15 protein-coding genes are annotated in these 19,777 nt (G+C 53.8%); 14 read left to right on the forward strand and 1 reads right to left on the reverse strand.

Annotated features, from left to right (window positions below):
- Nucleotides 1-169 precede the first annotated feature (169 nt).
- From SH527x_RS12890 to SH527x_RS12955, 14 genes are all read left to right on the forward strand, one after another.
- Complete coding sequence (locus tag SH527x_RS12890; RefSeq protein ID WP_437191087.1) at nucleotides 170-655, forward strand: hypothetical protein; 486 nt, start codon at nucleotides 170-172, stop codon at nucleotides 653-655.
- A 343-nt stretch (nucleotides 656-998) separates the two neighbouring features.
- Complete coding sequence (locus SH527x_RS12895; protein WP_437191088.1) at nucleotides 999-1,142, forward strand: hypothetical protein; 144 nt, start codon at nucleotides 999-1,001, stop codon at nucleotides 1,140-1,142.
- A gap of 31 nt (nucleotides 1,143-1,173) precedes the next feature.
- Complete coding sequence (locus SH527x_RS12900; protein ID WP_437191089.1) at nucleotides 1,174-1,368, forward strand: hypothetical protein; 195 nt, start codon at nucleotides 1,174-1,176, stop codon at nucleotides 1,366-1,368.
- Between the two features lie 49 nt (nucleotides 1,369-1,417).
- Nucleotides 1,418-1,777 (forward strand): hypothetical protein, encoded by a 360-nt coding sequence (locus tag SH527x_RS12905; RefSeq protein WP_437191090.1) that lies wholly within the window; start codon nucleotides 1,418-1,420, stop codon nucleotides 1,775-1,777.
- Nucleotides 1,758-2,255, forward strand: coding sequence for a hypothetical protein (locus SH527x_RS12910; RefSeq protein WP_437191091.1), 498 nt, complete (start codon nucleotides 1,758-1,760; stop codon nucleotides 2,253-2,255). The genes SH527x_RS12905 and SH527x_RS12910 overlap by 20 nt, the downstream gene beginning before the upstream one ends.
- 464 nt (nucleotides 2,256-2,719) lie before the next feature.
- On the forward strand, nucleotides 2,720-6,181 hold the full coding sequence (locus SH527x_RS12915) for an ATP-binding protein (protein ID WP_437191092.1): 3,462 nt from the start codon (nucleotides 2,720-2,722) through the stop codon (nucleotides 6,179-6,181).
- On the forward strand, nucleotides 6,178-6,675 hold the full coding sequence (locus tag SH527x_RS12920; protein ID WP_437191093.1) for a DUF7680 family protein: 498 nt from the start codon (nucleotides 6,178-6,180) through the stop codon (nucleotides 6,673-6,675). Before SH527x_RS12915 ends, SH527x_RS12920 begins: the two co-directional genes overlap by 4 nt.
- A gap of 267 nt (nucleotides 6,676-6,942) precedes the next feature.
- Complete coding sequence (locus tag SH527x_RS12925) at nucleotides 6,943-7,101, forward strand: hypothetical protein (protein WP_437191094.1); 159 nt, start codon at nucleotides 6,943-6,945, stop codon at nucleotides 7,099-7,101.
- Between the two features lie 3 nt (nucleotides 7,102-7,104).
- Nucleotides 7,105-8,292 (forward strand): DUF6575 domain-containing protein, encoded by a 1,188-nt coding sequence (locus SH527x_RS12930; protein ID WP_437191095.1) that lies wholly within the window; start codon nucleotides 7,105-7,107, stop codon nucleotides 8,290-8,292.
- 62 nt (nucleotides 8,293-8,354) lie between these two features.
- On the forward strand, nucleotides 8,355-11,294 hold the full coding sequence (locus SH527x_RS12935) for a DUF1156 domain-containing protein (RefSeq protein ID WP_437191096.1): 2,940 nt from the start codon (nucleotides 8,355-8,357) through the stop codon (nucleotides 11,292-11,294).
- A gap of 403 nt (nucleotides 11,295-11,697) precedes the next feature.
- The gene (locus SH527x_RS12940; protein WP_437191097.1) at nucleotides 11,698-14,217 is read left to right on the forward strand and encodes a hypothetical protein; all 2,520 of its coding nucleotides are present in this window, start codon (nucleotides 11,698-11,700) and stop codon (nucleotides 14,215-14,217) included.
- A 15-nt stretch (nucleotides 14,218-14,232) separates the two neighbouring features.
- Complete coding sequence (locus SH527x_RS12945; protein ID WP_437191098.1) at nucleotides 14,233-17,646, forward strand: DEAD/DEAH box helicase; 3,414 nt, start codon at nucleotides 14,233-14,235, stop codon at nucleotides 17,644-17,646.
- Nucleotides 17,643-17,774, forward strand: a complete 132-nt coding sequence (locus SH527x_RS12950; RefSeq protein WP_437191099.1) for a hypothetical protein — start codon at nucleotides 17,643-17,645, stop codon at nucleotides 17,772-17,774. The genes SH527x_RS12945 and SH527x_RS12950 overlap by 4 nt, the downstream gene beginning before the upstream one ends.
- A 12-nt stretch (nucleotides 17,775-17,786) precedes the next feature.
- Nucleotides 17,787-17,999, forward strand: a complete 213-nt coding sequence (locus SH527x_RS12955; RefSeq protein WP_437191100.1) for a dsDNA nuclease domain-containing protein — start codon at nucleotides 17,787-17,789, stop codon at nucleotides 17,997-17,999.
- Between the two features lie 216 nt (nucleotides 18,000-18,215).
- Here SH527x_RS12955 and istA read toward each other — a convergent pair whose 3' ends face one another.
- Nucleotides 18,216-19,718, reverse strand: coding sequence for an IS21 family transposase (gene istA / locus SH527x_RS12960; protein ID WP_437191101.1), 1,503 nt, complete (start codon nucleotides 19,716-19,718; stop codon nucleotides 18,216-18,218).
- Nucleotides 19,719-19,777: the final 59 nt, after the last annotated feature.

Genomic DNA, 19,777 nt, shown 5'->3' on the forward strand with positions numbered 1-19,777 from the left:
CCGATAGGCCGTCGGCGTCACCACCGGTGTCACAGTATAACTTAAGGCCAGAAAGCAACTTGACTCACCGTGACGCTGGTGACTGCGAAAAGAAGCAGCTGGAAGACCTGATCCGGAGACGGATCGACCAGCACCCAAACCCACAACCTGATTCAGAGGAGAAATGAACATGACTGAAATCAAACGCTGGATACCCAACAGCTGGGGAGATGTCGTCGGCAACCCTGAATTGGTAGAGCACTTTCAGGATATCCTCCATGCGAGTCTCGACGGAGAGTTCTATGGGCTGGACACGCTCGTCACCGGAGAATCAAGGTCTGGGAAGACATCCGTCGTCAAGCTATTCGTCAGGTGTCTGTACCGCGACAAGCTGGATCGGAAGACACTCACACCGTGCAAGTTCGAGTGTGACAATTGCCGGAACGACGTGAGCCTTTATGGTTTGGAGGGAATGCACGTTCGGAATATTCACTATCTACCGATCGACTGCACAAGCGTCTCGGAGAAGGACCTCAAAGACCATCTGGTTGATCTGCGGGACTATGGCGGGTTCCGGATTGTGTTCCTGGAGAGGCTCATCGACTGGTTCGACGGAACATGGACGAGCAACTACTCAAGCCATCCGAAGAGCGAGCCAACACCATGTGGATTGTGACGTCCGCAGTGACCGGTGAGCTGGAGAAGATGTTCAAGAGGCGATTCGTCCGCCTGCAGACTGAGCGGGCTTCGGTTGATGAGTTCTCGCTCTGGCTGACGGACCGTTGTCACGAGTTCGAGATTCAGATCGATGAACCCTCGACGATTATCCGGCTTGCTGAACGATCAAATCAAAGCCCAGGAGACGCTTTGCAAGTCTTATCACGTGCAGCCATCAAAAGGCCCAAGCAACTGACGCGGAAGCTCGTTGAGAGTCATCATTTCGAGATCAACGACTGACACACTCTCGAACTGTGATTGATAATCAGTCCTGTGTTCCCAGCGGACCACGGGGCTTTTTTATGGCCCGTGGCAAACGTGACGCTGGAACCAACGAAGACCTCATTCGTTATGTCGGTAAGGGAGAAAGCAGACGTGGATTTCGTGGTGAACGCCACGGACGCCAAGTCAACGGTGAGTTAGGAGCCGTCAATTCCAAAGCATGACCACCGCTCTGTCATCCCCAAGATAAAGCCAATGAGTGCCAGAATCAGCCAGAGCCGACCAAACACAAACTCCAGACTCCAGGGAAAACCAGACACACAGATCAGGAAGAAGCCGGACCAGAAAGAACAGAAACAGTGGGAACAGGAAGAGAAAGAACATCAGGACAGGAAATACAAACTACAGGAACAGAAACAACAGGCATCTATCTACCTCACAGACAAGTAGTAGGGACTCCAGAGTTAACAGACTCAAATCCTGAAGAGAGACCAGAGGCATGAAACAGAGAGAAACGAACCCGACCGTCAAAGGGGCAGTCGGAACGACACGCCCCAAGAGCAGTGTACTTCCCGAGGGATTCAAATGGCTCAACGTACCCATTCCGAAGGCGGTTCACGCTCATGCTCACTACATGGCCGGTCTCTCGAACATGTCCCTGAAAGAGTACGTGGCATGGTTCCTGCGGACAGCCCGGCCTTGTACCGAGGCGGACCTGTCGCAGGAAATGCCCGATCTCCCTGCACAATCGACTTTTCCTGATCCAGGATGCTCCGCATCTCGTTCAGGAGAGGTCGCCGTGCTCGAATCCCCCAATGAGCTTGAGCGAGAACAGCCCCATGAAAACGATCACCATTGACGCGGTAACGACAAACCCGGAACACGCGAAGCCACAGATCGAGACAGTAAGCAGGCGACCTGACTTCGAGCACCCCGAATCTCGTCCCAAGTCTGAAGCTCTGGCCATCAAAAAGAAACGACGACCGGGAATCTGGTACGTCAATCCCGTTGGAACCGTCTATGCGGCCGTGGACTCAGCTGACTTCCTGAATGCCGTTCGCAAGAAACAACGGGAGTGGTTTCGACTCCTGTCCCGACGGTTCAAAAACGGCTGGCGAAGTGAGCGAAAGAAAGCCTCAACAGAGGAGCTTGACTACGGTTATGACGGAGTCATCATCCTGAAGGGAATGATTCTGAGGCTCAAGTGGTGGTCAAAGCAGAGACTGACGAATCCCGAACTGAACATCTACGGGAATCAGGAGTCATCGTCTAACATGGGATCGTCGAAACGAATTTACGGATGCAAAAAGGATTCAGGTGGCAAAACATCGGACTAATGATCGCTGATTTTCAGACCTATCTCAACCCGACGGAATTTTGCCACAACCTGTGGCAAAATCGTGCCCCAAAGAGTCTGCGGTGTCAATTCTATGGTGACAACTTATTACCCGCATGGAACCGATAAGGGAAATCGAGCATCCTTAGTTGAACTTCATGAACCGGATCGTACGCTGAGTTCACTGGACTTTAGGTCGCACGTAGCGAGTTCGTGGGCACAACCGATCATCTGATCAGAACTTGTCGGGCACGAGTTTTGTTCCGAAATTGAGGATAGTAACGTCTTCCTAAGTAGTGTGTCCGAAACAGTTTCGACACCGTCCAGTAAGTTGTGGATTCCTTATCCGGCCTGTATAGTAACGGTGATCGAATTTTGGGCCTGGCCGTATTGGACGTGAAGTGAACGAAGCAGTGTGAACGCTGAAATCAGGCTCTCGATCGAGAAACTTTCGAGGTCTGATTCATGAGTACACTCCCGTCGATATTTGACACCTGTAAGCCACGAGCTGACGTCGAGGCTGGTACGACCAAAGATGAGCAGTTCGCTGCCGACCTGGCTCAGGTCGTCAACGGAACAGCTCCCAAAGAGTATTCCGACGCCGCCACCTTCTTTCGTCACAGCTTTCCTACGCGAGGAATGAAGGACTTGCTGCAGGCAGTCTGCAAACGGCTGTCCGGTAAAGGGGGCGAGATCGCTTCCATCATCCGTCTCGATACCCAGTACGGTGGAGGGAAAACCCACGGACTGATTGCCCTTACGCATGCCGTTCGAGGAATGCAGGGAGTCGAGAATCCTCAGGAATTCATCGATCCCTCGATTCTTCCAGAGGGGGATGTTCGTGTCGCTGCACTCGATGGAGAGAATGCAGATCCTGCGGATGGGTTGACCCTTGAGGAGGGAGTCCGGGCCTACAGCTTGTGGGGAGAACTGGCGTACCGAATTGCTGGCATTGAAGGCTATCGGCGAGTCGAGAATGCCGACAAAAAACACATTGCTCCTGGGGCAGAAACAATCCGGGAACTCTTCGGCGGCAAGCCAACGCTGATCATGCTTGATGAGGTTTCGGTCTATCTTCGAAAAGTCGAAGAAGTCCATCCCGGAGCGAGTCAACAATTCACAGCGTTCATTCAAGCTCTTTTCAAAGCGGTCGAGTCCTCCCCCAAAGTGGCACTTGTCCTGACACTGGCCGTTGGAAAGGATGCCCAGGCCAAAGATGCCTACAAGGCTGAGCATGAGCGAGCAATGAACGCTCTTGCAGAGGCGGAATCCGTTGTTTCTCGAAAAGCCACTCAGCTGAATCCGACGGAAGAAGATGAAACGGCTGAAGTACTTAAGCGGCGGCTCTTCGATGAAGTGGATTCTACAGCAGCAGCGAAGGTAGTCGCAGAGTATGCCAGAGTCTGGGCACAGAACCAGGGAGATTTACCCCCAAATACTGGAACGATTGAAACGAAGGAACTTTTCCTTCGCGGCTATCCGCTCCATCCCGAAGCACTTAACCTGCTGACAGAAAAGCTGGCATCTCTCAATAACTTCCATCGTACACGCGGAATGTTGCGTTTGCTGGCTCGTACGGTTCATCAACTCTGGAAGACTCGACCTGCGGATGCCCAGGCCATCCATCCCCATCACATCGATGTCGGTTATGGCCCCATTCGAGACGAGGTGACGACCCGGCTCGGACAAGGCGACTTTGCACCAGCAATCAAGGCGGATGTCGCTGCAGTCAAAGGGGATGATCCAGCCACTTCGCAGTCCATTGATGCGAAACACTATCCCGGTCAGCTTCCCATTACCTCCTACATCGCTAGGACCGTCTTTCTCAACACACTGGCCTATGGCGATTCCGCCAAGGGGATCACTCCCGACCATTTGAAATTCTCGGTCTGTTCTCCCCAGATCGAACCGAGTTTCATCGAACAGGCACGCATTCGCTTCGTCCAGGAGGCTCTGTATCTGGATGACCGTCCGGGGGCTCCCATGCGGTTCATGGTCGAACCCAATCTGGAAGCGATGATCCGTCGCATCATGCGGGACGAGATCGACTCTTCAGAAGTTCGAGTCCAACTGCAAGAACGCATACGCGAACTCTTCGGGGGCAAAGGAGCCTTTGAACTCGTGCCGTTTCCGAGCGGATCATATGAAGTCGACGATACCATCGGCGATGGTCGCCCGCGTCTTGTGGCACTGCATTACGATGCCCTCTCCATCAACGATGAGCCACAGAAGCTGCCTCCCATGATCGAAGAAATCGTGAAGTACAAAGGGGCCGACCAGAAACTTCGCGAACTGCTGAACAACCTGGTCTTCGTGGTGGCCGATCAACGAGCCATCCCCAATATGCAGGATCGCATCGGTCGGGCACTGGCGATCAAAGAACTGCTGAACGCAGATCGTATTCGTCAGCTGGCACCCTACCAGCAGGAAAAGGTCAAAGAGGAAAACAGCGGGGCTGGACTAAAAGTGGCAGGGGCCATTCTTCAATGCTATCGCCACGTCTTTTTCCCCTATCACCACTCGATGCCTGGCTCAGACCTCCCCATTGCCCATGCCGTGGTCGAGGGGGATAAAGCCAATGCCAATCCGGGCGATGGTCAGAAATATGTCGCCCGAGTCCTCAGAGACCACAGCAAACTGTTAGGAGATGGCGACACACCCGAAGCACCGGCTTACGTTCGCGATCAGACTCCCCTGAAGCAAAAGGGAGAGATCACCACGCTCGACCTGCGGAACGAGTATCGACGGGCTCCGAAGCTCTCGATGTTGCTCACGGACACTCCCCTCGTTTCCTGCATTCGCGACGGCATCAACTCGGAGGTCTTCATTTACCGCGAAGGAGATCAGGTCTGGGGCAAGGGAGATCCCGCTCCGACAATCCAGATCAGCGACAATGCCTTCGTGCATACCTTGGCGGATGCCAAGAAGAAAAAACTCTGGCCGCGACCCGAGCCGATGAGCATCAGTCTGGCGGCCAGCCCTTCACAGATCGAAATCGGCGGCCAATCGGAGTTGACTGTCGCGGTGACAGGTGGCAATGCTCCGTACACGTTTTCTGGTTCTGATCCTGGGCTGTTTGTCGAAAACTCGACTCAAACAGTCCTGCGGTGTCCAGTCTCACCGGCCACAACGGAAACTTATCAGGTCGAGGTCAAAGACAGCCGGGGACAACGGCAGACTGCGACCACAAAAGTGACAGTCATTGATACCGGCAAACTGGCCGTCCGTCTGTGGGCGATCCCCTCCCAACTGACTCTGGGGCAAACAGCCAAAATCAATCTAACCATTCATGGCGGGAAAGCTCCTTTCCAGCTCAAAAGCAGCCTGGAAGAATTTACGCTGAACGAGACCACAAACACCTCGTTTCAGTGTGAACTGATCCCCAGCGAAAACGTATCCCATTCTATCGAAGTTGTGGACTCGGTGGGCAACGTGACCAATGCCACAATGGACATTCACGTCACGATCCCGAAACGCCCGGAACTCTCTGCCGAAGGACCACTTTCCCAGGCCCTGGTCGAACTCTGGGAAAAAGCCCGAAAAGCAAAAGTCACTCAAATCGAGTCCCTGGTCATCAAGCTCTACGATGCAGCCGCCACCTGGAAACTGCATCAGGCATTGGCCACGCTGAAAGATGCGGACGTTCATTGCGAATACGAGGTCGACATTTCCGCAGAGGGAATTGAGACATTCCAGATTGAATTCTCGGGGCTGCTCACCAAGGCGAACGCCCTCAAGTCTTTCCTCGATCCGCAACTGAAGAGTGCGTCCGATCATGACTTCACGGGTACTTATAAGGTTGAGTTTCATTCGCCCTTAAGTACCGCACCGGACAAAACAGACAGCCTCACGAAAAGCCTCACCCGCTACGGCAGCGGGGAAGCCTACGTCGAAGCTCATGCTGCTCCGGTTGAGGAGTCACGATGACAGCTAAGAAAACGAATCGAAGTTCTAAATCGACTCAGAACAGCACCGACAGCAGTTCATCCAACCTGCCACGTTACGAGTTGCGTTTGATCGTCGATGCCAAAACGCAGTATGAACTGGAAGTCTGGCAGCTTCCCTCGCCCGCCACTCCCCGTCTGACGGCTCCAGAATACATGGCCCGCCTGAAGGGAGTCGGACTCCGTCTCATGGAACCGCGACTCCTCAAACGGCTCTCACAGGCGAAAATCAGCCTGGGAAGGATGACAGCCGGGAAGAAAGAAGCATTCCCGGTCAGTGAAGAACTGGCCTTGTCCCTGGGACTCCTCTTCCGTGTGCTCGCTCCCATGCGAAGCGTTGATCGGATCACCGAAGTGGCTGACGGCATCGACCAGATGAGTCGTGAAGAAGCCGGTTACTGGCTGGGAATGGCGATGCACCGCGATCGCCCAAGAAGAGTTCTCGCGGCACTCCGAATGTTACTGACTACACCATGAACCTTCGAGACGCACTGTGCGTCTCAAGAATAGAGAACTTTCAAGATGAGCAATAAGTTTCCCACTGATTGGCCAGACAATTGTCCTCCACAGGACGCTGTAGATGCTGACGGGATAGTCTTCAGGCTCGTGAAGAATGATCCGCCTCAGCTTCAGGACATGGAAAGCCACCATGAGTCGGGAAGACTTCCAAAGGCTCCCGCATGTCTACGATGTGGTCTTTCTGTCTTTCGTGAGCTTCGAGACGCTGCTCACCAAAGACACTTAATGCCAAAACTTGGCAAATGGATCGCCCAGGCCACCCTGCAGGCCGATCACGGAAAAACCAAACTGACTCCCACAAAGATTCCAACTCACAGCACTTGGTGGACTTACGACGGAGTTCAACGCTCCACACTGTTCGCTGTCGTCACGGAGGAGGGATAGGTCATGTGGAACATCACCGGCCAGGAATTCCCAGCAGACAAGTTCCTGCCCTTCGAACCTGAGGAAGCCCTCTACGAGTTCGATGGTCCTCGTATCTTTACGTTCCGTGATCAGGATCAGGAACTGTTTCTCGCTTACTGGTCCGATGAAGACGACGACTTCAACCGTTTTGTGGTCGTTCCCACCTCATCGGCCATTCTCACATCTCTGAAGTCGGGGGAGATGAGCGTACGAGAAGCATTGAACCAGCCTCGGTGCTGGCTCTGCGATGTCGCTCATGTAGGAACACTCGAAAAATGTCAGCGAATCGAATTCTCACAAGTCCCTGAGGAATGCCTACCAGCCATTGGGACAATGCTCCTACCAGAACTGGAACCACTTCTCACCTTGCGAGCCGTAGGAGAGTCGATCGTCCCAGGACACATTCCAGGAAGCGTCATCCGTTCTTGCGTTGAAGGTGTCCAAAAGAGCTTTAAATATCTGTCCGAATTCGCACTTGGCAAGACCCCCCAACAGGGACGACCGGACGAATTCCTACGTAGACTTTTCGACCTGCCTGCCCAGAACTTCGCCTTCGGTAGCTTTGTCATCTCCTTCAGGATGCCGATCGAAGAGAAAAATCTTTTCACCGCCGCAGGGCAGAAGTCCCCTGAAGCCGAGACACTTGAAGAGGTCGGCCGCCTGCTTGACAAGGGACTTCGCTGGTTGACCTCTGCTGCAGGGGAGGAAGGAATTTATTCTCCCGATGCTCCTGAAGAAGGAGAAGTTCTCTTGCGGGCACTCAAAGAGCTGACACCATCTTCTATTGGCCAGATCGAACATCTTGAACTCAAAGGCCGACTGCTCGGAACTCAGCCCAAGCCATTCACACTCGATCGCGAAGCACGACAGAGAGTCAATACTGCTATCCGCACACGACAGCTGGAACCACAAGTAGTCAAGCTGACCGGTCGCATTCGAGAACTCGACAAAGATCGAATGAGCTTCGAACTCCGGGAAATCCCAGAGCCGCCCTTCACGCAGCGTTTTGTCTTCGAGGAACAAATCCGAGACGACGTGATTGAGGCTTTCGACTCCGATGAGATCGTAACCGTCGGTGGAGTCACTTTCCCTATCAAGAATATTGTCTTCGCCGCAGTGGTCAGTTCTGCGGAGGCTCAAAACTTGCCACCCCAACCCCCTGAGGATTGAGCCGTCCGACGTCAGCAACAGCCCGGTCCCTTTCAACATAGATCAGACAATTCGGACAATTCATGACGAACATCTCTGCTTCCACCACACGCCCACGACTCCTCATTGAAGACTGGCTCCCCATCGCTGCCTTGGGGGAAGAGAGCGTACGCGAACGCAGAGCACTTTCTGCACTCCCACCCACTTACTATCTGCATGTATGGTGGGCTCGTCGTCCTTTAGTAGCCAGTCGGGCTGCCATTCTCGCCAGTCTGCTGCCCGCAGATGCGGACCACGACAATTTTCTTAGGGCCCTAGGTATTCACGGTGACCCCGTCGCCGTGCGTGCCAAGATTGACGAAGCCAAAAGAACCGGTGAGGATCTCGGTACGAATGTGTATGGCTACAAACGAGCATTTTCATACACACCGGATGAGGAAGATGTTGAGTGGCTACATGAGCAGATGGCGAAACTTAGTCATAATCAAGCCGCACTTCTCGATCCCACTGCGGGGGGAGGAAGTATTCCGTTCGAAGGACAGCGTCTCGGGTTACAGGTCAATGCAAACGACTTGAACCCCGTTGCATGGCTAATTCTTAAAGCGACAGCTGACTTTCCGTTCCAATACGGAAAAGAGGTCCTGACGCGATACAAGCAGCTTGCGAAGCGATTTCAAGAACTTGCTGGACCGCGATTCCAAGGGGTGTTTCCACAAGAGGCTGATGGAGTCACGGTCGAAGGCTACCTATGGGCACGGACTGTGACCTGCCCTTACTGTGGCGGACTTGTACCGCTCTCGCCTAACTGGAAGCTGACAAGCAAGGGGACGGGAGTGCAGTTGGTTCCTCACACAGAAGATCCGGAACAACGGCATTGTTCGTTTCAAATTGTCAGCAAAGCCAAAGATCACAGCGAGGGGACTGTCAAGGCGGGGAAAGGGTTGTGTCCGTATCCCGACTGTGGCCGCATTTTTGATGGGGATGAAATCAAAAGTCAGGCTCAGGCCGGGAACATGGGGGATCAACTCTATGCGGTCGTGTATAAGCAGTCCGTCAAAACCGGCACCCTGAAGTCCGGCAAGGATAAGTTCAAAACCGTCCGCGGCTTCCGTGCCCCCCGTCCCGAAGATGACGTCACCCAGCAAGTCGCCGACGCCCTCGCCGCCAAAATTCCCGAATGGGAAGCCCGTGATATTGTTCCGACAGAAGAGGTGTTGCCTGGAGCAAAGACCGACGAACCCCGTCGCTCTGGGATGTTTACATGGCGAGACATGTTTTCCCCCCGGCAGCTGCTGGGGCATTGCACCAGCGTGGAGGTCTTTCACGATCTGGTGGACGAACTCCGCCAGCAGCACGGCGGTGAACTCCCGGAACTCGACAAAGCGGCCCTCTGCTACATCGCCATTGCGATGGAAAGGCTGCTTGATTGGAACTCAAGGTTTTCTCTGTGGGACGTCGCCAAGCAACGGATGTCTCACACTTTTTCCCGCCATGACTTTGGCTTTACCTGGAGCACTTCTGAGATGGCTCCAATGATTTCAGGACTTGGATACGAGTGGACATTCAAGGTGACGGGTAAAGCTCTCAAAGAATTCATCAATCTCATCGACCACAAGGCCCGTCAAAAAGAACTGTGGAGTGCAGGCACTACCAAAATACAGCCTAATATAACGCACGGTTCCGGTGATGATTTGAGCATTCCAGACCAGACGATCGACTGCATCGTGATGGACCCCCCATACTACGACAATGTGATGTACGCCGAGCTGGCCGACTTCTTCTATGTCTGGCTGAAACGGACCGCCGGGCTGCTCTACCCCGAACCCTTTTCCTCCTACCTCACCGACAAAGATCGCGAAGCGGTCGCCAACCCTGCCAAGTTCAAAGGAGAAAAAGGAGGAGCCAAAAACCTGGCTGGACGGGATTACCAGAACCGGATGGCGGACATCTTCACCGAATGCCGCCGCGTGCTGAAACCGGACGGCGTCATGACCGTGATGTTCACCCACAAAGCGAGCGGAGCTTGGGACGCGTTGGCCAACGGACTGGTACAAGCCGGGTTCGTAATCACCGCCTCCTGGCCAGTGAACACCGAAGCCGAAGGGAGCTTGCACATCAAGGAGAAGTCAGCTGCGAAAAGCACGATCTTTCTGGTCTGCCGCCCCCGCGAAGAACAGCCCGCCGATGAAGCGGTCTATTGGGAAGAAGTCGAACCGCAGGTCGTCAAACGGGTTCGCGAACGGGTGCAGGAATTCCAGGAAGCCGGGATCGGCGGCGTGGACCTGTACCTGGCCTGTTTCGGACCCGCGTTGCAAGTCTTCAGTGAAAGCTGGCCCCTGAAACGAGGTCGCCCGGTCCAAAAACCGAAAGAGGTAAAACTCTTCGCCGATGAAGAATGGGACCCCTATGCCGTTCGACCGGAAGATGCTCTGGAAGCTGCACGCCGCGAAGTGAAACGCTGGCGAATGGAACAACTGGCAACCGTCAAACGCCAACACCATCTCGACCCACTGACTGAGTTCTACGTGCTGGCCTGGGATGCCTTCAAAGCCCCCCGCTTCCCCAGCGACGAAGCTCTCAAGCTCGCCCGTGTCGTCGGACTCGACTTTGACCGAGACGTGAAAAACGTCGTCTGCGAAACCAAGTCGAGCGACGTCATCCTCTGGGACAGCAAGACCCGGAAGGCGAAATCCAAGCTCGGACCAGTCAGCGAAGATGTCATGCTGGACACGCTCCACCACGCAGCATTGATCGGACGCAACCAAAACACTGGAGCCGCTCAGAAGGTTCTGGAAGAAGCGGACCTGCTCAAGGATTCAACTTTATTAACTGCGTTGGAAGCCCTGTTGAATGTTCTTCCCCCACCAGGAACTGCAACCGGCAAAAAGAACGACGACACCATCGGCGGAGCCTCCAGCGACTGCGAAGCATTAGAAAAACTCCGACGCCTAGCCTTCTCCGAAGAAGTCCCAGAACCAAAGTTCGTACAAGGCACACTTTTTCCGAACGACAACGATGAGTGAAGTGAGTGGATGAATGACTTCCAAAGACGGTGCTCGAAACGCTGACAAATTGGACAAAGCGGTTGTCAAAGCCATGCAGGCAGAAACAACGCGTGGAGTCCCTGAGTACGCGTTGCATCGATGGTTCGCCAGACGTCCCCCTTCGCTTTCGAGGGTCGGAGTATTTCTGTCCCTGACTGGTGGAATGGACTCAGCATCTGAGTATTATCCATTCCTGTCCTCACAGTTTCTTGGCGAACACGTCCTTGAGAAAGCCAAAAGCCGCATCCAAGCAAGCTTGGATGCAATGAGGGGGAATTCAGGGCCGTCGGGCGATCCGCCACGCGTTCTCGATCCGTTCGCAGGAAGTGGCGGAATCCCACTGGAAGCGTTACGCCTTGGTTGCCAGGTGACGGCGTCAGAATTGAATCCCGTCGCTGTCGAGATTCTGCAGGCAACTCTCAGTACACCAGTAGAACTCTGTGGAAAGGATACTTCGACTTCTAGTGATTACCATTGGCTGGGACTCGTTCCGGAATTCGAAAAATGGTATTCGGAGCTTATTTCCGAAGTGCTTCCTCGTTGGAAAAGGATCTACTCAGCTGAAAGCGGTAAACACCTGATCTGGGCTTGGAGTGTCCCATGCCCAAATCCGGCTTGCTGCTCGACAGTTCCGCTGAGACAGTCTGTCGTGGTGTCGTCTAAAAAACTGGAAATGCACGCTACAGTTGACGGAAAGCAGATCCACTTCAAACCTGTAGGTGCCTCGAAGGGAACTCGACAAAGCCGTAAACCTCAATGCCTCAGTTGTGGATACGATATTCCAGAAGCGTTAGTTCAGGACGCTATACAATCCAGTCGTCAGGTTATTCCTGTCGCGGCAATCAACGATGTTGGCGAAATCATTGATTGGGACTCCGCTGATTCGAGCCCCTCGGATCCCTGGAATCTCACTGAAGAAGAGCACAAGCGACTCAAAACCCTTTTGCGGTCTGAAACGGGACGTAGACTGGAAAAACCGCTTCCCGAGCAAGCAAGTGAGTCCTTGTCTCGCTATGGCCTTGTAAAGTTCGCAGACCTCTTTTCGCCTCGTCAGCTGCTAACCGGGCTTGAACTGGCTGACACAATAGAAGGGCTGAAGGGAAGAATGCTTCAGGAAGGTATGCCGGAGCACAAGGCGAAAGCATTAACGACATACTTTTCTTTTGGCCTCGGCTGCGTCATGCAGTTCAACTCACTTCTTTCTGACTGGAACCCGACCAAACGGCACCCTCAAAGTGCTTTCTCTCACCTCTCGTATTCATTCAAAAGAACGTTCGTTGAAAGCAAGATTGAGTCTCTATTGGCAGGATGGTATGGCCAGGTAAGAGACGCACTCCAAATTCTAACCAAGCTCCCGGCACCTGCGTCTGTAATCCAAGCGAATGCTGAATCTCTTCCCTTCAGCGACGAAAGCTTTGACGCAATCGTTACTGACCCTCCGTACTTTGACAACGTTCCATATGCCTCATTGGCAGACTTCTTCTGGAGATGGGAAGGGGCGTTTTCAACAAACCAGTCTCAGCTTTCCTTCAATGATCCTGACACGACTTTGGAAGCCCTGGCAATCACAGCACCTGACGAGTTTGCTCATCGGTACGAAGTGGGACTCACAAATTGTTTCCGTGAGTGTTTTCGAGTCCTGAAACCGGGCCGCTTAATGTGCCTGGTCCTGACAACACCAAACAAGCCCCATTTCGACTCTTACGTAGGGTTCTCTGAAGCTGCTGGGTTCGAGATCGTCAGCGTCAAATCTATTGATCATGTAGAGTCCAGAGCTGTCGGTCTTAAGATCGAGACTTACCTGATCTTCTTCCGAAAGCCGGAAACCCCAGACAAGCATTTTGGTCTTGCCACGAATTCTGAGGTGGTCTTGAGACGGGTGGACGAAGGCAAACCTGTCAAATATGAAGCACTCGCGAAACTATTGGCAGAAAATCTCGAACGTGAGGATATTGAGGATGTTGTCCCACACGGATCAAGAGGTTCTGACGTTGAAAGACTGCAGGAAGCACTGGCACAAAGCAATCCGAAAGTACTACTCGAAAAATGTCTCGGCAAGGGTGTGATTCGACGGCTTGCCAAAGGTTACGACTTGTTATCCGACGGCGGCTCGCCTGCACAACCAGTAGAAGCTCTCTTGAGTTACTTCGGCTTCCGCGTTCCGGCCCCCGGTTCCACAACTGGAGTGCATCAAGTTAGTGAACTTCTCCGTCTATACTCAAGTCGTCTGCGATCCGCCACCAACGAGAGTGAAGTGACAGGGCTTTTCCTTGAAGCTACCAATCAGATCGAGATGTTAGTCAAAAGAGGAGTTTATGGGTGGGCGAGAATGGCCTTTGGTGAGAGTTGCGATGAAATACTGAAGTCCATCTTAGACTCGGAAGCAAATAGCCATGTAGATTTGAGCCGGCTGTCCTTCGGTCACTATTTGAGACTTTTCCAAGAGCTCCCAGACAAGATCGCTTCGAGTGACTTCGCAGAATCGGTACGTCAAAAATTAGGGCGATCACACATCTACCTGCCAAAGAAGCCGAAGAAGAACTCATTGATCGACAGACTAAACGAGGTCGTGCAAGCAAGAAACAAGGTCGCCCACAACAAGGAGGAATTGTTTCCATTGCGTGTACCTTTATCTGACATACTTGAACGATCAGTGTCTCTCGTCAGAGAGATGGCAGCAGAACACGCTATACCGCAATGCGGCCTTGTCACAGAAGAAGTGAGTGATATGTGGGGCAGGCGTTCCTACAAAATCCAATTGGACGACGGTACGACATTTGAAGGAACGTTCAGCGGTCAGTTGGATCTTGGAGCGGAATATTTCTTCTTCGGGAGTGAGACCAATCCAAAGCCGGTCGATCCTTTTTTGATTGCCATCAGCACCGTCAAGATAAGGTCATAGAACAGGGCTTCTAGGATGAGTATATCACTCGAAATCCCGCTTCTGCCAGCTCACGCTTGGGAAACAAGCTACCGCCACGAGCAGGGAGACTTGGTCGAACTGTTTTATGTTCCCGCTCTCTCCTGTGCGGTACGGTATGACCGGATGACCGGTTACTTCACCGCGGATGCGTTGGCCTTGGCAGCCCGCGGAATTGAAAAGCTGATCGCCAATGGGGGGCGGATGCGGCTCCTCGTCGGTTGTACGCTGGGACCGGAGGAAGTCGCCGCGATTGAGCAAGGCTACGACTTGCGAACGAAAGTGGAAGAATATCTGGAACAAGAACCGATCACCCCTCCCGATGCTCAAGCTAGAAATGGTCTGGAAGCACTGGCATGGATGATTGCCCATGATCAACTGGATGTGAAAGTCGCGATCCCCATCAATCCCGACGGCCAGCCGGTCTCCTCGCTGGGAATCTACCATGAAAAGGTGGGGATCATCGCCGACGCGGAGGATAACCGGATCGGCTTCAGCGGAAGCATTAACGAAACGCGTGGAGGCTGGATCAACAACCGGGAAAGTTTCCATGTTCACTGCTCCTGGGAAGGAGGCCGGGAATGGAAACACGTCAACGATGAAGTGGAAGCGTTCGACAAGTTCTGGAACGGTGAGGCAACGAGTGTCCGAGTGTTCGACTTTCCCGAAGCACTGAAAAACAAGCTACTGGAATTCCTGCCGACCGACGACCGCTTCGTCACTCCGCCTAAGACAACCTCGAACAGCGAATCGGATGAAACGGATGCCCCGATCGAAGTCAAAGAACTGGTCAACGACCGGCAGACAATACTGCCCGATGAACTCCGCCGCCTGGTCTGGACCTATCTACTGTATGCGGCTCGAATGAAGAATGGCATCCGCGTCGGAGAAGTGACGTCTGCCATTTCCCCCTGGCCCCACCAGATTCGGGCCTTCAAACGTCTGCACGACAACTGGCCCTGCCAAATGTTGATCGCGGATGAAGTCGGTCTGGGGAAAACGATCACCGCTGGCCTGTTGATCCGACAGGCGTGGATTTCGGGAATGGCCAAGAGAATCCTGCTGTTGGTCCCCAAGGCGGTGATGCAGCAATGGCAGGACGAACTCTACGAGAAGTTCAATCTGAACGTTCCGATCTATGACGGACAAAAACTATACTGGAAGAAAACGCATGGCTGGCAGGGACCGACCGAGCGAAAGGTGGATCGAAACAAATGGCACCACGAGCCGTTTGTAATTGCATCGAGTCATCTGATGCGTCGTCGTGACAGGGCGAGAGAGATTCTCCAAGCGGAAGATTGGGACTTGCTGGTCGCGGATGAAGCACACCACGCCCGTCGCAAGGCTCCCGGAACTCCCCAGGAAGGAGGACCAAACAATGTGCTCCGACTGCTGCAGGAACTCCGCCCCAAGTGCCGTTCCCTGCTGCTGCTGACCGCAACGCCCATGCAAGTTCACCCAGTAGAACTCTGGGATTTGCTGCGGCTGCTGGGACTCCCCAAACGCTGGGCCGATAGCAAAGATGCCTTTTTGCGATACTTCGCTGTTGCTGGGGGAAATCCGTCTCAAACAGAGATGGAATATCTGGCGAGCATGTTCCGCAACGCCGAGGAAGAATACGGGGAAGTGACGGATGATGATGTTGCCAAGCTCATTCCGGGACTCAAGCCGATCGGTCGCCGCAAGGTATTGAAAGCATTGCACGATGAAAGCGGTATCCCGCTGAAGCGACTCTCCGTCGAGCAACGCAAAGCCGCATTGGAAGTGCTGCGAAAGTTCAGTCCGATCCGACACCGCATGTCACGGCACACCAGAAATCTGCTGCGGGAATACTACAAACAAGGTTTGATCAGCAGTCCCATCGCCGATCGTGTGGTGAAGGATATCCCCGTCCCAATGACCAAGTCGGAGGAGGCCCTCTACGATGCAGTCGAGGACTACATCAGCACCACTTACAACAACGCAGCGACGGAAAAACAATCGGCAGTCGGTTTCGTGATGACGATCTATCGACGACGTCTAGCCAGTTCCTTTTACGCCCTCCAGAGCACACTCAACAAACGCCTTCTCGGCATGCAGGATGGAGCATTTGAAGTCTCAGAGGAAGACGTCTCACAGGACGAACAACGCGATGACGTGATGGATACTGATGAAGCCGGAGAACTCTCCGAGGAAGCCCTGTTGGCAGAGGAAAAGGGAACGATCCAGGGATTGCTCAAACAGATCGCGAAAGTGGGAACCAACTCGAAAGCTAAGCGGCTGGTCTCCGAACTCCAATTGGCGTGGGACGATGGCTACAGCTCAGCCATCGTCTTCACTCAGTACACGGACACGATGGACTGGCTGCGGGATTTCATCGCTGAAGAAATGCCGGGTGATGCTTTGGCCTGTTACTCCGGTCGAGGCGGTGAAGTTCGCGACCTTTCTGGACAGTGGCAACCGTGCACGAAAGAGCAAATCAAGCAACGGCTCAATGCAGGCAAAATCAAAATCCTGCTGTGCACGGATGCAGCCGCTGAGGGGCTCAATTTCCAGGTCTGTGGTGTTCTCGTGAACTACGACTTGCCCTGGAACCCGATGAAAGTCGAACAACGCATCGGACGTATCGACCGCATCGGACAACGGTTCCCGAAGATTCGGATCATCAACCTCGCCTATAAGGACACCGTCGAGGCGGATGTCTATTTCGCTCTGGGAGAGAGGATTCAACTCTTCGAAGGTCTGGTCGGCAAGCTGCAACCCATCCTGTCCCGCCTTCCCAAGCAGTTTGAAGATGTTGTATTGACAGATAAGGGATCTCGGGAAGCCGCTCGACAGCGATTGCTCGCCGATGTCGACAATCTCGCGGAGCAAGATGACGCGGCAGGACTCGACATAGACGAAGTCGCAGCTGAAGCACTGGAGATGCCCTCTCTGCCCGAGCCTTCACTCAGTCTCGAAGAGATCGACAGAGTCATGAACCGGAGCGACCTGCGACCCGCCCAGGTCGAATGGAAAGTGCTTGACAACAGTAGCTACTCTCTCTCAATGCCCGGATTTTCTCACGCAGTCCGGGTCACGACCAGCGGCAGAACCTTCGATGACCACTTTGAAAGCCATGATTTCTTGAGCCCCGGAAATCAGATCTATCAGCGACTGGTTCAAGAACTGGCTATGCAGAGTGGTGAGTCTGAACCAGACGACGTTGGCTCAGGCGAAAAGGTGGCGTGGATTATCGACTCGAATGAGCCAACTGAACTCGGTTCACTCTCTGCGATTCTTGACAATGCTGATAACCACCCAGAACAAATGTGTCTTCGGACCCAAACTGGAAGGACCATTTTCCAGCTAGAGGATTCGACAAAGTCTGGTCTGGGAAATACTGAAATGCCGTTGCTCGATGATTCGTCCACGGAAGGAGACGAGTCATGAAGCGAGACATGGACTTGATCGCACGGCATGGCCGTGAAGGGAACGATCCCACACGGGAAGAGGCCATTCTGGTTGTTGGCGTTTCCGCAAAGTTGGCCATTTGCCTCCCTGATAAGACAGCAGAGTGAGGTATGACGCAAATGGAACGTCCAGACGAAGTGATCGATAGAACTGATCCGGGTGACGACATGCAACGTCGCCTTCGGTATCAGGCGACACGTGCCGTCATGTTGAGCTTATCGCTGCTAGATGATGATGCGGAAACAGAAGAGATCTTCTGTGAACACCACGAGGATGTGCTCATAAAGAAGAAGGGTAACCGCTTCATTGGCGAACAGGTGAAACCAAGTTAGATGAAGCGGGACCAATGAAAGCCATCGACGATGAGGTGGCCAAGTCTATACGAAGGTTCGTTGCTTTCGAGCGGCGACATGGGGTTCACATCGATGGTTTGTAGACATCAGTGTAAAAACGTAGCGCCTTTCGGTGGAAAAGTGTGGCGCTGGTTGTTGAAAAAAGGCCCGGCAAGTGGAGAGGGTGTCTGGCCGGGAGAGAGGAAGTTCTGGTTGTTATGTCGTCGCGGCGGCGGGCGGGCTTGAGGGTTTTGCTCGCGGATTCTGCCTGCGGCGATTGGCGTCGGCCAGGCGGTAGCTTTCACCGCTGAACTCCAGGATGTGGCAGCGGTGCGTCAGACGGTCCAGCGCAGCTCCTGTAAGGCGTTCGCTCCCCAGCACCTCCGTCCAGTTCTCGAACGGCAGGTTCGTCGTCACAATCAGGCTCAGTCTCTCGTACGCTGTGCTGATCACATCGAACAGCAGTTCCGCACCCACCTTGCTGGCAGGCACATAACCCAGTTCATGCTGGACAGCGTCTTTCAGAGAAGAGAGTGAATGCTTCTCCAGCAGTCGCAGCACCTTGATAAACTCGCGGGTTCCACGACCAGAGAACTCCGCTTCGAACCGGCGACGCAGAATGTCGAAGCTGACCGGCAGGTCCCAGTTCTCCAAAGGGCGAGCATGATCGAACCCACCCGGTTTGCGTTCCAGCAGGGCCAGATAATGGATGGGATTGTAGAACGTCTGTTCCTTGTCCCAGCAGCGAGAATGGCAAGCCACCTCAATGCCATCGCAGATCAAGTGAACCTGATCGATGCTCGCTTTGACGATGATGGGGCGATAGGCATACTTCGTGGGGACCGAATAACTGTTCCTGTCAAACCGCACCAGCGAAAGAGCGTCTGCCTGAGTTGGTTCGACTCGATATGATGAAAACTCCTCCTTGGGGATCGGTCTGAAGAACTGATCTCTTTCTTCATCGAGCAGAACTTGTTTGGAGCTCGGCTTGCCTCGAAGCGTACGCTGCAGGTCTTTCTCGCAGAGCATGGCGAGCTGTGCATTGAGTTCCTCCAGAGACCGCACCTGCGGCACCGGCACCAGAAACGTTTTCCGAGCGTAATCCAATAGACGCTCGACATGTCCTTTCTCATTGGGACGTCGTACCAGACAGAAGTGCTCTTCGTAGAGAAAATGGCTCTTGAGCCGCAGGCACTCTTTCGTGAGTACCCGTTCCCGGTTGCTGATGACTTTCGACATCGCCACCTTGCTGTTGTCGTAGCTGATGCGAGTGGGAACTCCGCCAAAGAACTCGAACGCCCGCATGTGCCCTTCCTGGAACGACTCGGTGCACTCTCTGGGAAACGCCTGCAGGAAGATCGCATCCGAGTACGGCAGCGTCATCACGAACAACGCCACCTTGGTGAGAACTCCGTTCAGGTGGACATCGGCGAAGCCGAAGTCCACCTGCGATTCCCCCGGTGGATGCGAGAGCGGCAGAAACACCTCCCGGGACTTCTGCTTGAGATCCCGCACCGCCATCGCCACCAGCGTCTGGCCGCCGCTGTAGCCGTGTTCGTTCTGCATCCGCTCAAAGATCCGCTTCGCCGTATGCCGCTGCTTGCGGTGGGCAGACTTGTCTGCTTTGAGAATCTGCTGGATCACCGGCAGGAACGGGTCCAGCTTCGAGCTTCGCGACCTGGTTCTGCGATACCCCGGTGGTTTGGCATGCGCCAGCATCTTCTCCAGGGTCTGTCAGTGAATGTCATACTCTTTGCAGGCGGCCCGCTTGCTGATCT

It is taken from the genome of Planctomicrobium limosum (genome assembly GCF_051465645.1).
Classification (GTDB): domain Bacteria; phylum Planctomycetota; class Planctomycetia; order Planctomycetales; family Planctomycetaceae; genus Planctomicrobium.